Raw genomic sequence first — 15,585 nt, forward strand, 5'->3', positions numbered from 1 at the left:
AACACAGAAATATGGCAAATCGAACCCTTCGTAGTTCGATTAGCAACGACTGCATGACCTACATCTTATAGGCCTCGAGCTCGAAAAAAATCTGGACGCAATTACGCCGACGCGTAATTGATTTATAGAAAAATGTTTGGATGGTATGGGTATTTTTGATAGAAAAACAAGGGGGAATTATCATATGAAAATCATGAAAAAAGTAGTAGGACTTGGGGCGGTTGCTCTACTGGCAATAGGACTTGCGGCATGTGACAATCGTGGCGAAAAAGAGAAGAATGATACGGAAAAATCGGTTGCAGAGTCATTGGATCGTCAAATTATTGGTATTGATCCGGGTGCTAATATTATGACGACAACAGAAAAGGCAATTGAGGAATATGAATTGAAAGATTTTAAATTGATTTCTGGTTCTGGTGCAACGATGACAGCAGCTTTAAAAAGGGCTTATGATAAAGAACAGCCAATTGTTGTCATCGGTTGGACACCGCATTGGAAGTTTGCAGAATTTGATTTGAAATTCCTTGATGATCCAAAAGGCTTATACGGTGGAGCTGAGCAGATTCGGACGATTGGTAGACAGGGATTAGCGGACGATCTACCAGAAGCACATCAAATTCTTTCACGTTTCAATTGGACGGAAGAAGATATGAATGAAGTCATGAAAGCGATTTATGAAGGGGAAAAAGAACAAGATGCTGCACAAAGCTGGATCGATGCGAACTCGGATAAGGTTGCAGAATGGACAGATGGTGTCGACAAAGTAGATGGCGACAAAATTAAGCTCGTTTATGTAGCATGGGATAGTGAAATTGCCAGTCATAACGTTATGAAACTGGTATTAGAGGACATGGGCTATCAAGTGAACTTGATGCAAGTAGAATCAGGCCCGATGTGGACAGCGGTAGCAGACGGTAGTGCGGATGCATCCCTCGCAGCGTGGTTGCCATTGACAGCTAAAGCATATGCCGATAAGTTTGAAGGGCAATTTGAAGAGCTTGGTGTCAGTGTGGACGGTGTTAAAGTAGGACTTGTTGTGCCGGAGTATATGGATATTGATTCGATTGAAGATTTGAAGAACTAACATAGAAAATACTCAGTCCTAATAATTGGACTGAGTATTTTTTTGCTTAAATCGAAGTAGTATGTTAACTTAGCATCAGTACGTTATTGAAAAACACTTCGGGGCAAGGTGAAATTCCTTACCGGCGGTGATCGAGCAAGCGCTCGTCAGTCCGTGACCCGTCCTTCCACCTTGGAAGGCGGTGGAGCTGGTGAAATTCCGGCACCGACAGTTAAAGTCTGGATGGGAGAAGTTGTTTGGATATGCGTATAATGCTTATTTAGCTCTGCCCTTTCATAAAGATTGAAAGGGGGAATGCCAATGGACCCTTATGATTATATGAGACTTGCTCTGAGTCTGGCAAGCAGTGCACAAGGACAAACCTCGCCGAATCCACTTGTCGGTGCTGTTTGTGTGAAGGATGGCCAGATTATTGGAACAGGCGCGCATTTGAAGGCGGGAACGCCGCATGCGGAAGTGCATGCCCTGAGAATGGCCGGGGCGGAAGCGAGTGGCGCTGATCTTTACGTGACACTTGAACCGTGTGCCCATACAGGAAAAACACCTCCGTGCACAGATCTCATTATTTCGAGCGGTATTCGCCGTGTTTTTGTGGCGTCCATCGATCCGAATCCTGCCGTTAGCGGACAGGGACTCGGGCTTCTTAAAGCTGCCGGAATTGAAGTTGTTACCGGCATTTTACAGGAAGAGGCAGAGCAATTGAATCGAGCATTTTTTCACTTTATACAATACGGGAAGCCGTATGTCACCTTGAAAGCCGCCGCAACTCTCGACGGTCGTCTTTCAACGCAGACTGGGGACAGCAAATGGATTACTTCGGATGCTGCAAGAACCGATGTCCATCACCTCCGCCATACCCATGACGCTATTTTGGTCGGCGTACAAACCGTACTTCATGATAACCCTTTCCTCACCACCCGTTTGCCCCATGGTGGAAAGAATCCAATTCGAATTATTGTAGACCGGCATCTCAGGACGCCATCAACAGCGAATGTCGTTACAGACGGCGCTGTCGAAACCATTATTTTTACCCTCGATTCCGAGCAGTCGAGAACTGCCTTTTTTGAACATCCCCTCGTATCGATCGAAAGGATTTCAGAAAACGCATCTTTTTTGGATGAAGTACTGACAAGCCTTGCGCACAAAGGCATCATGACACTCTTTGTCGAAGGTGGCAGTCTCGTTCATTCCAGTTTCATCAACGCAGGTCTTGCAGATGAAATCTATTTGTACATGGCACCCAAATTAATTGGCAATGGTGCTTCTTTATTCATGGATAATACTCGGAACCTGATGGCGGACAGTCAATCCCTCCATTTTTTAGATGTGCAAAAAATTGGGGAAGATATCCGACTCCATGCCAGGTTTCACAAGGAGGATCAGTGAATTTGTTTACGGGAATTGTAGAAGAAATCGGCACGGTTTCAGCCGTTAAGCCAGGGCCGAATTCATTGCAACTGTCTATCCGCTGCACAACTGTTCTCAGTGATGTCCAAAAAGGTGACAGCATTGCGGTAAATGGTGTTTGTTTGACAGTCGCTGAATTCTCGAATACGCAATTTGTTGCAGATGTCATGCCGGAAACCGTAAAAGCGACAACGCTGCAAGTCCTGCGTACAGGAAGTGCTGTAAATTTAGAGCGAGCGATGGCTGCAAATGGCCGTTTCGGTGGTCATTTTGTCAGTGGTCACGTTGATAGCACGGGCGAAATTGTTTCCGTGCAACAACGGGAAAATGCCGTGTATATGGAAATTAAACTTGCAGCTGAATTTTTGAAGTATGTGATGCTGAAAGGTTCGGTGACAGTAGATGGCACATCACTGACTGTTTTTGACGTGACAGCTAAAGGGTTTGTTATCTCACTCATCCCCGTCACGCAACAGGACTCCGTAATTGGACGAAAACGCATCGGAGATCAAGTGAATGTTGAATGCGATATGTTAGCGAAATATATGGAACGGCTACTAGAAACGAAGAGCGAGAATTCAATGGGCGGCCTGACAATGGATTCGCTTGCAGCCAATGGATTTCTCGATTAAGGGGGAATAGCAATGTATACAACAGTAGAAACAGCAATCGAAGAATTGAAAAAAGGCAAAGCGATTATTGTTGTGGATGATGAAGATCGGGAAAATGAAGGCGATTTTCTTGCGCTAGGTGAATTCGCCACACCGGAAATGATTAATTTTATGGCGACAGAAGGACGCGGATTGATTTGCGTGCCCATAGAAGAACAAAAAGCGACTCAGCTCGATTTAGCTCCGATGACAGCACATAATAGTGACGCGCGTAGTACAGCATTTACGGTAAGCATTGATCATGCGGCATGCAGTACGGGTATCTCGGCGTTCGAGCGCTCGGAAACTGTTCTTGCCATGCTCGGAAAAAGTGCTAATGCATCAAATTTCATTCAGCCAGGTCATATATTCCCGCTGATTGCCAGACCAGGCGGAGTTTTAAAGCGGGCAGGGCATACGGAAGCTGCTGTCGACCTTGCGAAACTTGCAGGGGCGGAGCCGGTGGGGGTTATTTGTGAGATTATGAATGTTGATGGCACAATGGCAAGAGGCCTGCAGCTAAAAGAGATTGCAGAACGATTTGATCTTGTTATTTTAACGATTCAAGACCTCATCGCTTATCGTAAGGAACATGAACAACTGATTGAGCGTGTCGTCGCAGTTCAGCTGCCTACGGATTTCGGTCAGTTCGAAGCTGTCACATATGTGGAGAAGTTAACGGGACGCGAACATATTGCCTTAGTAAAAGGGACTATCGACAACGCTGAAAATGTCCTTGTCAGGGTACATTCGGAATGTTTAACAGGTGATGTCTTCGGTTCAAGTCGCTGTGATTGCGGCCCGCAGCTTCATGCTGCACTCGCGCAAATTGAAGAAAATGGGGCAGGAGTCCTGTTGTATATGCGTCAGGAAGGGCGCGGCATTGGACTCGTCAATAAAATGAAAGCCTACAAACTACAAGAGGAAGGTTATGACACAGTTGAAGCGAATGAAAAACTAGGTTTCCCAGACGATCTTCGCGATTATGGCATAGGTGCACAAATCTTACGCGATCTTGGGTTAACATCTATTCATTTGTTAACGAACAACCCGCGTAAAATCGCAGGATTAGCGGGACACGGGCTAGAAGTAACCGAACGGATTCAAATTGAAATGCCTATAAAGGATGAAAATAAAGCGTATATGGAAACGAAGAAAAATAAACTGGGCCATTTATTGCACAGTTAAGGGGGATTTAATAATGGGAATGATTTATGAAGGTCATTTAGTTGGAACAGGATTGAAAGTTGGTATTGTTGTTGCACGGTTTAATGAATTTATTACAGGGAAACTGTTAGGTGGAGCGGAAGATGCTTTGCGTCGACATGGTGTAGATGAAGGGGATATCGCCGTTGCTTGGGTGCCAGGTGCTTATGAAATTCCACTTATTGCGAAGAAAATGGCGGCTTCAGGTAAATATGATGCGGTCATCACATTAGGCACAGTAATTCGTGGCTCGACACCTCACTTCGATTATGTTTGTAATGAAGTATCGAAAGGCGTTGCTGCTATCAATATGCAGGAAGGCATTCCAGTCATTTTTGGTGTATTGACAACAGACACCATTGAACAAGCTATTGAACGTGCCGGAACGAAAGCGGGCAATAAAGGATGGGATGCCGGGACAGCTGCCATTGAAATGGCGAATTTGATGAAACAATTGTAAGTCCTTTTTGAACAAATTGCTGTTTAGACTCCAGTTGTTCGGATCATAAGCTGTTTCGACTGCGAAGGTAAAGAACGCCTCTCAATCAAACCATCTTATGCCTGTCGCGGGCTTACAGGAGATGGCGCATTTAGACTGTGTTCCTTTATTCAGGCGCCCTGCGCTTTTCTTAAATTGTGACCGATGCGTGTAGAGAAGAGCGCATCGGTTTTATCTTCATTCAGCAAATCTTTTTGTACTGAAAGCGAAGCGTCAGCTACAGAAAACTCCCACCTTGATAGGTGGTGAGATGAATGAAATTTTGGTTTACTGTTCAGTGGGTGCTCAAACGCCCACTGAACGAAGATAAAGCCTCCGGCGGATGTCACAGATTTTTTAGAGGAGCTTTTCGAGCGAGCTCGAAAAAAATCTGGACGCAATTACGCCGAGGCGTAATTGATTGTCCAAAAAAACTGTCAGCGGAAATGTCGCAAAAGTTGTCGAAAATAGTTATGATAAGGTAGAGAACAATTGATGAAATGGAGCGATTTATATGACTGGATTTCCTGAAAAAACATGTTCAATTGAACGATTGGTGACGATACCAGAAGACGTACAAAAAGTATTGAATGGTGAAAAAACAGCTACGCGCCGCAATGGTGTCTATGCGTACCCTGGCGAAATTATGGTGCTGGATGGCAAAGAGTTTACGATTGATGCGCTTTATAGACAGACACTTGGAGAACTGACGGACGAACATGCCAAACAAGAAGGTTATGCGGATGTAGAAGCGTATAAACAAGCGATGATGGGTATGCATGCACACGCAAAAATGCCTTGGCTTCCAGCAATGAAGGTTTGGGTACATGAATATAGCCCGGTAAAGAAGTAAGTATTAGATGAAGCTGGATATCTATGGCGTTATGGTTTTTATGCACGTGTTCAGTGCGATACTTTCCATAGGTCCATTATTCCTATTAATGCCCGTCATTAAGCGGGTGCGTGGCGTTGGTACAGAAGTGGAACAAGCGTATATGTCTGTCATCAATGTCATTATCCGCATCGTGATGCATGCGGGGCATCTACTTGTTGTCACGGGGGCCTTATTAGTGTTTCTCGGACCTTGGCCCTGGTATACGTCATGGGTTATCGTGACGCTTATTATTCTGCTATTATCTGGGGTATTTCTTGCAACAGGATTTACAAGGGTGCTGCGGAAATTCAACAAGCCAGGTGCTAACAAAAACGAAATCCTCAGACGCTTGAACCGTACTTCTTGGGGCTATATTGGCTTGATGCTGATTATGCTGTGGCTGATGGTGCAGAAACCGATGTTGTGGTGAATATGGTACATAGAGAGAGCTGTGCATCTGATGGGTGCACAGCTCTTTTGGTTTATTATTTTTGAGTTAGCTATTGTTGAATCATTTATTTGTAACTATTTTTGGTGTTTGGTAGGAGAATTGAAAAGGCATGTAGAATAAGACCTATAATTAAGATCTATAAACTATCATTAGTTATAGAGAGAATTTGTAGATTCGAGGTCGTCATCTATGAAGAAAGTGATTCTTTGGATTGTAGGCAGCGCGATAGTCGTACTGCTTTGTGTAGTTGTCCTAGTTACTTTAACAGGATTTTGGATTGTGAAAGAAGCTAAAAATTACACTGGCCATTCGAATGATGATTTAATTGCGTACGTTGAGGAAAAGTATGATGTGCCAATTGAAGTAATAAGTAATGACGGACGTATCCCGTCAAGCTTTGGTGGTCTTAAAATGTCGGATGCTTATGTCAGGACATTGGATGAAAATCGTATTTCTTTTGATATTCAGATTGATGTATTTGGACATATTTCTGGTGATAATTATGAAAAACAAAAGCAACGATTTGATTTGAATAATGAGTCAGGAAATCTGTTGGTTTTAAAGGAAATAAAGGATTTTGGTTTTCAAAATCTTTCATTTGGAGATTCGGAAAATGATCCTGAAATTCGTATGGATCTACCCGGAAATCTAACTTTTCAGGATCAGGCTACTTTTGATTTGATTTATCGGGCGTTACCTGAACTACAGGAGCTTCAGAAAGAAGTTTCAAAGAGGAAGTACCGCATAGAAAGTGTTGTGATAGGCGGTGTATTACTGAATATAAACCAGACCTATACTAATGCAGAACATCTTCGAAATAAACTCGCTAGCAGCAATGTCGAGGTGTTTTCCTATTATTTATTTGAAGAGGATTTTGGGTTGCTGAAGCCGCTATTGCCATTAATGGAAGAGCAAGGTTTTAGCACAGATCGGGATATGAATTATACTTTTTCTTGCTATGAAATGATTGTACATGACAGATGTGAAGCATATTCGTTTACACTGTATACGTACGGGAGAATGGAATCTGGTTTTCAAAGTGAATTCCGATACGATCGTTTAGAGGATAAGGAAAAGTTATTCAAGGTTATACAAGAAATTCAGAATACGCATTTACCAATTAAACAGGTAATGGTAGACAATCTGTATGTCCCTCAATCAAGTGAAGATCAGCATATTACTGAAGAGGAGTTAAGAGAACGAGAAAACAGCGTTCATTTTATTAGGACTACGGTTGAAGTGTCTACTAATAAGAAACTTCGAACGTTAGATGACTTGCAGTTTGTCTATTAAACGATTGTGGGAAAGGGAATGAAAGCACGCAGAAAAGTCACACGTGTTTTCTCGACGGTCTGTAAGTGTATGAAAATCATTTAAATAATAGTGTTTACAGTTTGGATGAATACCTTCTGAAATAAGCTTTCGGAAAGTGTTAGGAATAGCATAACAAAAGGCTGATTGCCCCTTGATTGTGAGCAATCAGCTTTTTTATATTAGTTTTTTATTCACCCTTAAATAGCGGTTTTCTTTTTTTCACAAATGCTTGTATGCCTTCTAAATGATCGGCTGTTTGCCGCATTTTTATTTGGCCGTTTTTTTCAAGTGTCAATATTTTGATGAGCTCATCACGATGTACTTCGGTCATAATCTGTTTCGATTGAATAAGGGCTTGTAATGGTTTTTGTAGCCAATCATCGACCTTTGCTTGCACGGCTGTTTGTAAATCATCCGCTAGTTCATCAATTAAACCGATGTCAAAGGCTTTGGTGGCAGGGAGTACCTTTGCATTCCAAATCAATTGCTTGCTCTTTGCTTCACCTAGTTTTTGAAGCAAGAAGAAGTGTGCCCCAACGTCGGGAATTAAACCAATGCCGTTAAAGTTCATAGCGATTTTGCTTGTTGTTTGAGCGATGATGTAGTCAGTTGCTAGTGCTAAACTTAAGCCACCACCCGCGGCGGCACCATGTACGGCGGCGATTGTGATCTTTGGCAATGTGTATAGGGCGACAGCGATGTCACTGACAAGATCCATTAGTTTGGCGATGTCCAAATTAGGTGTCATCGTTTTAATATCTGCGCCGGAACAAAAAGCGTTGCCATTGCCTTTGAAAATGACAATTTGGATGGTTTCGGAAATACGTATTTCTTGTAATAACTGATGAAAGTTATGAAACATCTCTGGGGTAAAAGCATTCATAGACGCGGGCCGATTAAAAGCAATGGTAGCCACTTTGCCTTCAATGGCCACTTCAAGGTATTCTGTTGTTGAAAGGGTTGTAATGGACACGATATTCATCTCCTTAGATCTATTCGCTAGCCTAGTTTTTTCTTAACTCACGTTTTAGTATTTTTCCAGAAGGATTTCGTGGTAATGCTTGGATAAAATCGACTTCTTTAATACGCTGGAATTTTGCTAGTTTTTTATTGCTATCATGGATCATTTCTTCTTCGCTGCATGATTGACCTTCTTTTAACACGATATAAGCTTTGACGGCTTCTCCCCACAACTCATCTGGAATGCCTATTACAGCGACTTCCTGTACAGCAGGGTGTAGCTGCACGACTTCTTCGATGTCTTTTGGATAGATATTGACGCCGCCGCTAATTAACATGTCCTTTTTTCGATCCAAAAGATAATAAAAGCCGTCACTATCGATTTTTCCCATATCGCCTGTGCAATACCAGCCACCTGGAAGATGGGAGTCTTGTGTTTCTTGAGGTGCTTTATAGTATTCGCTAAACAGATAGGGGCTGCGGATGGCGAATTCGCCATCTTCGCCAGGGGAGACATCGTTGCCTTGGGCGTCAATCAGTCGAATTTCGACAACTGTTTCGTCAATTTTCTTTCCGATACTAGCGGCTTTGTCAATCACATCTTCTGGCCTTAAAATAATATAAGCCGATGTCTCTGAACTACCGAAAAACTCCGTTAATCTACAATTGAATTTTTCGGTAATTTGTTTTTTCTTTTCGGCGGATAAAGGAGCAGCTGCTGCAATTAATAATTGTAAGGATGATAGCTGATAGTGCCTTATATTAGGCACTTGGAGTAAGTGATGATATTGTGTTGGGACAAAAAATGCATGTGTAATTTGATGATCTTGTATCCATTGCAACGTAAGTATGGGATCAAATTCGCGCATAATGACGAGCTTACAGCCGAACAATGGCAAAAACCAAGTAAAGGTAAGACCTACACTATGATAGATAGGCACAGATATGAGTGTAACCGTCGAAGAATCCATCTTCCACTCATTCCCAAAACTTTGCGTTCGTTTAAAGACAGTATCCCCATCGAAGACAATTCCTTTGGGTAGAGAAGTTGTGCCTGAGGTGAATAAAATGTTAAAGGTAGCGTCTGGGTCTACGAGAATAGTTGGATCTTCGATAGAGCTCTGCTGAAGCATTGATTCATAATGGTTAACAGGGGTTTCTGATGTTGAACCGACGACGATAATCGTTTGGCTCGAAATATACGTTAAGCGGTCTTGAATCGCTTCAATTTGTGACAATTGGTCTTCCTCTACAAAAACGTATTTAACATCGGATGCATTCAATAGATTCGTAAGGCTGTCTCCTACTAGCATGTAGTTAACAGGGAGACAGACTGCACCTACGGCAGAAATTGCGTAGTAAATTTCGGGCATTTCCAGCCGATTTCGCATATAGACAGCGATATGATCGCCCTTTTGAACGCCTAATGCCACTAGTGAATTTGTTAAAGCATTGACGCGATGATAAAGATCTTGGAATGTTAATGATTGCCCATATGAGGTAATTGCTACTTCATGTGGCTTTTGTTCAGCAAATACTTTTAAACCCATCTGCATATTTGTAATATTCAAGACTACTTCCACCGTCCTTTTATTTGCTTGTTGTGTTTGTTAGGTACATAGCCGATTAGCGATGAGTAAGTTGGTAGGAATGAGTTTCGCCGTAGCCTCCTTGTCCTTTTATTTTATATGCCTAATCATTTTGCAATATTCGTGCCAGAAAATACGTTTCCTGAAAGAAAGTCCTTAATTGAATAGAGATAGGGTAGATACTAGTGTGAATAGCATCTACCCTACTGACTTAGGTGCACATTGTTTGTAGTTATTATATTTTGTGTCCTCTTTAGAAGCTTTTATTGAAGTCGCAAATTCTTCTTTAATTAGTTTCATCAAATGTTTAGATTTCATACAAATTGAAAAGCCTGTGTCCTGATTTCATACGGAATTAGTTGTTTGTTAGAGTAGAATGGTATCTCTCCGCAACAAATGCCAAGTCCTGCAAAAATAAGGCGTGTAAATTAGGGCGACGCCGAACGGCAAGTGGATGATAAGCGACTGCTGTTTGATAGCCGTGGACATCGTGCCAATTTCCACGCAATGTCTTCACTTCGGCTTCGGGTTTTTGGAAAAAAGATTGTACAGCTACGTTCCCTAAGCACAAAATAAACTTTGGTTTATTCGTTTGAAGTTGTTGTGCTAAATGACGTATACAAATTTGGCGCACTTGGTCTTTATCATAAGCGCGTACAGGTTTTCTTTTTAAAATAAAAGTGACATATAAGTCATCCATTTTTAAACCGACGTCATGAGTAGCTTGTTGCAAGGTTTGGCGTGTTCCACAAACCATTCCATTGCCAGCACGATCCTCCCGGGCCCCTGGATTATCGAGAATAATCATAATGGGTGCATCTGGATTTCCTTCGCCCCAGATCATGCGCGTGCCATGTTCATAAAGACCGCATTCGCGACAGTCTTGAACGTTTTCAGGTGTTGGTTCTTCCGACCATAATACCGGGCAAAAATCGGACATTACTATCAGCTCCTTCTTATATGTTTTAGTGTCTCCATTATGGGGAATATTTATGAAGCATGTTTAATTTCAAATAGGCAGATGATACAGTAGAAATACCAATCAGTTTTTGTGAATTGGCGATAGAAAATGAAGGAGTGACGGAAATGGCTGTTAATGTATATTTAAATTTTAATGGAAATTGTCGTGAAGCGGCGGAGTTTTACGCAGAGGTATTTGGGACGGAAAAACCTCATATTATGACTTTCGGAGAAGCGCCACCTAATCCGGAATATCCACTTCCCGAAGAAGCAAAAGATTTAGTCATGCATACACGGCTTAACATCAGTGGTAGTACCTTGATGTTTTCGGATACTTTTCCGGGAATGCCATTCATTCAAGGAAATAATATTAGTCTTGCGTTCGTCAGTAAGGATGTAGAGGCAATTAAAGCTGTATTTGATAAGCTGAAAGAAGGCGGTAAAGTAGGCCTGGAGCTTCAAGAAACGTCTTGGAGTAAATGTTACGGTCAGATAACGGATAAGTTTGGCATAGAGTGGCAGTTGAATGTTGAAGATGACGAAATGATGATGTGATTTGATGGGGTAAAGGATAGGAACATTTTCTTCTTGGGGAGAGGTGTCCTATCCTTTTATAAATTGTTTTCGGGGGAATGGGAATGGATTTTAAACAGTATTCAAATGCGCATGATTTTGCGGTCAAGGCGGAGCCGATTTTAGCAGAACGGGAAGATGTTTATAGTCTGTTTTTGGGTGTCCTGCAAGCGATTAAAGCAGGTCGTTACGACAATCCATTGATGGCGACGATTGAAGAGGATGGGGAAGTGTTGGCGTTAGTCCAAATGACACCCCCACATCCATTAAATTTGATTATTGTCGATGAAAGCCGTTTGGAAGCAAACATGGATGTAGTCATTAAAAATTTGTTAGCGCTTGGAACCGAAGTTCGTTCAGTTGTTAGTTTGAAGCCATGGGCATACTGTTTTGCTGAGAAATGGGAAGCGGAAACGGGTAAGACGAGGCAATTGCTAATGGATCAAGGATTGTATCGATTAAACGAAGTGAATGAGGCATTAGATCCAAGTCCTGGTAGTTGGCGTTTGGCGGAGGAAAGGGATTGTCCGCTTATTGAGAAGTGGTTTACCCTATTTGAAGAGGATACTGGGCTTCCGATTAGCCCGGCGTTAGATGTAAAAAAACGTGTTGCATTATTTATCGCGGAGCGGGAAGTATTTTTGTGGGAATATCATGGAAAAGTCGTTTCAATGATGAAAAAGGCACGTCCTACAAAACATGGTGTTACGGTATCTTTCGTTTTTACACCGAAAGAAGAGCGCAAACGTGGTTATGCACGGACGATGGTAGCGACTTGTTCGATAGAGCTATTGAAAAGTTATGATTTCTGCGTATTATATACAGATCTTCTCAATCCGACGTCAAATAAAATCTATCAAGAAATCGGCTTTAAACGCATCGCTGATTCTGTCCAACTTGGATTTGAAAAGTAGGGGAAGAAGCAGTTCCAGTTGTATGTTCCCCGACTGTTAAGTACGGCATATACTGTAAGAAAGCTAGACAGAAGTAAAGGCAAAACAGCTTAGAGGAGCGATGGCATTGTGGCAAAATACGCCGATTGCTAACAATAAGAGCGCAACGAATGATGACCCGCTAGACAGGGGCGCTAAAATTTCACTTTTTGGGTCAGCTATTTCAACGTTAGGTGATGCCTTACAAACGATTGGTGGAGCAATTTCAATAGAAGAGGGACGGATTTCTGATGCACAACAGCAGCAAGCGCTCGACAAATTGCAAAGCCAGATTGATGAATTGAAGAAGGACAATACGCAGACGACTACGAGTCCAGATATTGATAAGTTGAACAAACTATTAGAGAAGCTTGTGGAGCAATTAGATAAAGGATACATGTAGGAACTCGGATAGTATCTGTTAATGAAAGGATCGATAGGGTACATCAATTGAAGAGAATGTGAAAAGATTATCCATATGGTTTGGATAGTCTTTTTTGATGGTAAAGAATAATATACTCTATCAATCGAAATGGATAGAAGGGGGCTGACAAAATGAACGTTATCGAGGTGAAGAACTTGACAAAAAGGTATGGCAAAGCGAGGGGGATTTCGGATGTCAGTTTTACTGTTCGAGAAGGAGAGATTTTTGGTTTTATCGGCCCGAATGGTGCTGGGAAGTCGACGACCATTCGAACGTTATTATCTTTAATTTATCCAACGAGTGGGAGTGCTACGATTTTTGGCAAAGATATTATTGCCGATGCGCCGGAAATTAAAAAGGAAATCGGTTATTTGCCTTCCGAAGTATTCTATTACGACAATATGAAAGTGAAGGATTTGTTGAAGTACTCTGCAAGTTTTTATAAAAAAGATTGCAGTCAACGCATGAAGGAGCTTGCAGAGCTTATGGAATTGGATCTGAACCGTAAAATTGATGATTTGTCGCTAGGAAATAAAAAGAAAGTTGGTATTGTGCAAGGCTTATTGCATGAGCCTAAACTGATTATCCTCGACGAGCCGACGAGCGGTTTAGATCCGTTGATGCAGCATAAGTTCTTTGATTTGCTGAAAGAGGAGAATCGAAAAGGGGCGACGATTTTATTTTCCTCTCATATTTTATCGGAAGTACAGCGATTATGTGATCGTGTGGCTATTATTAAAGAAGGTAAGCTGATTAAACTTGAGAAAATGAGTACTTTAAATGAAAATAATTATAAAAAGTTTCATGTTGAAACGTCTACTGAAATGAAGAAAGATTATTTCAAGATGGAAGGTGTGACGGATTTAGTTGCGGATACACACAAAGCGACTTTCCTCTTTAAAGGAGATATGAATGCAGTTATACAGAAAATGGCGGCTGTTCCTATTTCAAATTTAGAGGTGGAGGAGCCAGATTTAGAAGAAATCTTTCTACATTTCTATGAAAAAGAGGAGGTGTAAACGATATGAATATGTATATGCATGAGGTGAAGAGTTACCGAAACAATACATTGCTTTGGACCGTAACGCTCGTGCTAGTTGTTGGATTATTCATGTCGATGTATCCTGCTTTTTCAAAAGATGTCGCGGCGTTTAAGGGGATGTTAGAAGGATTTCCCGAACCTGTTCGGAAGGCCATCGGATTGGAACTGGATCAATTTTTTTCGTTGTTAGGTTTTTATTCCTATCTATTTTTATACATTAAACTGCTTGGATCCATTCAAGCGATGACAATTGGAATCGGTATATTATCAAAGGAACTACGCGCTAAAACGGCTGACTTTTTATTGACAAAGCCGGTGAGTCGTGCGGAGATTTTACGGGCGAAAATGTTAGCAGCCTTTACGTGTATTTTGGTTACAAATGTGGTTTTCATCAGTAGTGCGGTGCTGATTGTATCCATTGTAACAACAGAATCATTTCATCTAGCAACGCTTCTTGTCTTATCGTTGACCTTATTTATGCTTCAACTATTGTTTCTAAGCTTAGGCTTTCTGATCGCGGTTGTTGTGCAGAAAATAAAAGCGGTTCTCCCTGTATCGTTGGGAATTGTGTTTATGTTTTTTCTCATTAACTTACTCGGTTCTGCGACAGGGGACAGGTTGTTGCGCTATTTGACTCCGTTTCAATACGTTGAACCGATGTATATTTTGAAAAATGATGCCTATGAGCCTATTTTTCTGTTGCTTGGATTGGCGCTTCTTCTCATTTCGATAATCGTCAGTTATGTCGTATACACGAAAAAGGATATCCCATCTGTCTGAGTCGTTTAAGGAGATGATATGAATGAATGTCTTTAAAAGGGAAATGAAAGCGAGTTGGAAATCGCTCGTTTTTTGGTCTATCGGTCTGGTGTTCATCGTTGGTAGTGGGATGGGCAAGTATGCGGCATTAGAGGGTTCGGGGGATTCCATCAATGAATTGCTAGGACAAATGCCGGCATCGTTGCGAGCGATATTTGGCATTGGCTCGTTAGATGTATCGACTGTGGTTGGCTACTATGGATTGCTATATTTGTACCTACTAATTATGGCTGGCATTCATGCTGCGATGTTAGGGTCAACGATTATTTCAAAAGAAGAGCGTGATAAAACAGCAGAGTTTTTGTTTGTGAAACCCATTTCGAGAACAACCGTCATTTCGGCAAAATTGGCTGCAGCTGTTGCCATCGTCATTATTTTTAATGGCATAACGCTCATTAGCTCTATCATTTTTGTTGATGGGGTTAATGAAGGGGCGCCTATTACGTCTGAAATCATGTGGTTAATGGGCGGGATGTTTATGCTACAGCTTCTTTTTTTATTTTTTTCGACCGCCATTGCGGCATGTGTCAGAAATTCGAAGTTGGCGATTCCGATTTCAACGGGTGTGTTATTGGTCACATTTCTATTGTCCGTCGGGATGGAGCTAACAAGTAAGCTGGATAAGTTAAGGTATGCAACACCTTTTAAATATTTTGAGGCAAAAACGATTTTGCATGATGGAGGATACGACATGTCTTTTGTCGTGTTGTCTTGCTTGCTAATGGCTGTTTTTATGGTCATGACATATGGTTTTTATCGGCAACGAGATTTATCTTTATGAATGAAAAACTGACGAACTGTTAGAAGTCCGTCAGTTTTTTT

17 protein-coding genes and 1 riboswitch are annotated in these 15,585 nt (G+C 41.7%); of the genes, 14 read left to right on the forward strand and 3 right to left on the reverse strand.

Translation table 11 applies throughout. The features are described from left to right. Window positions 1–190: 190 nt before the first annotated feature. From MKY34_RS10565 to MKY34_RS10600, 8 genes are all read left to right on the forward strand, one after another. A complete protein-coding gene (locus tag MKY34_RS10565; RefSeq protein WP_342515236.1) occupies window positions 191–1,084 on the forward strand; it encodes a glycine betaine ABC transporter substrate-binding protein in 894 nt (297 codons plus the stop codon). Between the two features lie 90 nt (window positions 1,085–1,174). Beyond that, window positions 1,175–1,322, forward strand: a riboswitch (FMN riboswitch). Window positions 1,323–1,384: 62 nt separating this feature from the next. Beyond that, window positions 1,385–2,470 (forward strand): bifunctional diaminohydroxyphosphoribosylaminopyrimidine deaminase/5-amino-6-(5-phosphoribosylamino)uracil reductase RibD, encoded by a 1,086-nt coding sequence (ribD, locus tag MKY34_RS10570; RefSeq protein WP_342515123.1) that lies wholly within the window; start codon window positions 1,385–1,387, stop codon window positions 2,468–2,470. 2 nt (window positions 2,471–2,472) lie between these two features. Then, a complete protein-coding gene (gene ribE / locus MKY34_RS10575; RefSeq protein WP_342515124.1) occupies window positions 2,473–3,123 on the forward strand; it encodes a riboflavin synthase in 651 nt (216 codons plus the stop codon). A gap of 12 nt (window positions 3,124–3,135) precedes the next feature. Continuing rightward, the gene (locus MKY34_RS10580) at window positions 3,136–4,329 is read left to right on the forward strand and encodes a bifunctional 3,4-dihydroxy-2-butanone-4-phosphate synthase/GTP cyclohydrolase II (RefSeq protein ID WP_342515125.1); all 1,194 of its coding nucleotides are present in this window, start codon (window positions 3,136–3,138) and stop codon (window positions 4,327–4,329) included. A gap of 13 nt (window positions 4,330–4,342) precedes the next feature. Continuing rightward, complete coding sequence (gene ribE / locus MKY34_RS10585) at window positions 4,343–4,807, forward strand: 6,7-dimethyl-8-ribityllumazine synthase (RefSeq protein ID WP_342515126.1); 465 nt, start codon at window positions 4,343–4,345, stop codon at window positions 4,805–4,807. 532 nt (window positions 4,808–5,339) lie between these two features. Beyond that, window positions 5,340–5,678 carry an ASCH domain-containing protein gene (locus MKY34_RS10590; RefSeq protein ID WP_342515127.1) on the forward strand — a complete coding sequence of 113 codons (339 nt, stop codon included), beginning with the start codon at window positions 5,340–5,342 and terminating at the stop codon, window positions 5,676–5,678. A 7-nt stretch (window positions 5,679–5,685) separates the two neighbouring features. Beyond that, on the forward strand, window positions 5,686–6,129 hold the full coding sequence (locus tag MKY34_RS10595; RefSeq protein WP_342515128.1) for a DUF2269 family protein: 444 nt from the start codon (window positions 5,686–5,688) through the stop codon (window positions 6,127–6,129). A gap of 210 nt (window positions 6,130–6,339) precedes the next feature. After that, window positions 6,340–7,443: a hypothetical protein gene (locus MKY34_RS10600; protein ID WP_342515129.1), complete on the forward strand. Its 1,104-nt coding sequence runs from the start codon at window positions 6,340–6,342 to the stop codon at window positions 7,441–7,443. Window positions 7,444–7,651: 208 nt separating this feature from the next. Here the strand turns inward: MKY34_RS10600 and MKY34_RS10605 are convergent, their stop codons facing one another. The 3 genes from MKY34_RS10605 to MKY34_RS10615 all read right to left on the reverse strand — a co-directional run bounded on the left by MKY34_RS10605 (window position 7,652) and on the right by MKY34_RS10615 (window position 10,953). Next, on the reverse strand, window positions 7,652–8,431 hold the full coding sequence (locus MKY34_RS10605; protein ID WP_342515237.1) for an enoyl-CoA hydratase: 780 nt from the start codon (window positions 8,429–8,431) through the stop codon (window positions 7,652–7,654). Between the two features lie 37 nt (window positions 8,432–8,468). Then, complete coding sequence (locus tag MKY34_RS10610; RefSeq protein WP_342515130.1) at window positions 8,469–9,995, reverse strand: AMP-binding protein; 1,527 nt, start codon at window positions 9,993–9,995, stop codon at window positions 8,469–8,471. A gap of 373 nt (window positions 9,996–10,368) precedes the next feature. Next, on the reverse strand, window positions 10,369–10,953 hold the full coding sequence (locus MKY34_RS10615; protein ID WP_342515131.1) for a uracil-DNA glycosylase: 585 nt from the start codon (window positions 10,951–10,953) through the stop codon (window positions 10,369–10,371). Between the two features lie 146 nt (window positions 10,954–11,099). Between MKY34_RS10615 and MKY34_RS10620 the strand changes: the two genes are divergently transcribed. From MKY34_RS10620 to MKY34_RS10645, 6 genes are all read left to right on the forward strand, one after another. Further along, window positions 11,100–11,528 (forward strand): VOC family protein, encoded by a 429-nt coding sequence (locus MKY34_RS10620; protein ID WP_342515132.1) that lies wholly within the window; start codon window positions 11,100–11,102, stop codon window positions 11,526–11,528. A gap of 83 nt (window positions 11,529–11,611) precedes the next feature. Next, a complete protein-coding gene (locus tag MKY34_RS10625; RefSeq protein WP_342515133.1) occupies window positions 11,612–12,460 on the forward strand; it encodes a GNAT family N-acetyltransferase in 849 nt (282 codons plus the stop codon). A 106-nt stretch (window positions 12,461–12,566) separates the two neighbouring features. Further along, window positions 12,567–12,881 (forward strand): hypothetical protein, encoded by a 315-nt coding sequence (locus MKY34_RS10630; protein ID WP_342515134.1) that lies wholly within the window; start codon window positions 12,567–12,569, stop codon window positions 12,879–12,881. A gap of 152 nt (window positions 12,882–13,033) precedes the next feature. After that, on the forward strand, window positions 13,034–13,921 hold the full coding sequence (locus tag MKY34_RS10635) for an ABC transporter ATP-binding protein (protein ID WP_342515135.1): 888 nt from the start codon (window positions 13,034–13,036) through the stop codon (window positions 13,919–13,921). A gap of 5 nt (window positions 13,922–13,926) precedes the next feature. Continuing rightward, the gene (locus tag MKY34_RS10640) at window positions 13,927–14,724 is read left to right on the forward strand and encodes an ABC transporter permease subunit (RefSeq protein WP_342515136.1); all 798 of its coding nucleotides are present in this window, start codon (window positions 13,927–13,929) and stop codon (window positions 14,722–14,724) included. A 22-nt stretch (window positions 14,725–14,746) separates the two neighbouring features. Next, complete coding sequence (locus MKY34_RS10645) at window positions 14,747–15,544, forward strand: ABC transporter permease subunit (protein WP_342515137.1); 798 nt, start codon at window positions 14,747–14,749, stop codon at window positions 15,542–15,544. The last annotated feature ends 41 nt before the right edge of the window (window positions 15,545–15,585 follow it).

The sequence above is a fragment of the Sporosarcina sp. FSL K6-1522 genome (genome assembly GCF_038622445.1).
Taxonomy (GTDB): Bacteria; Bacillota; Bacilli; order Bacillales_A; family Planococcaceae; genus Sporosarcina.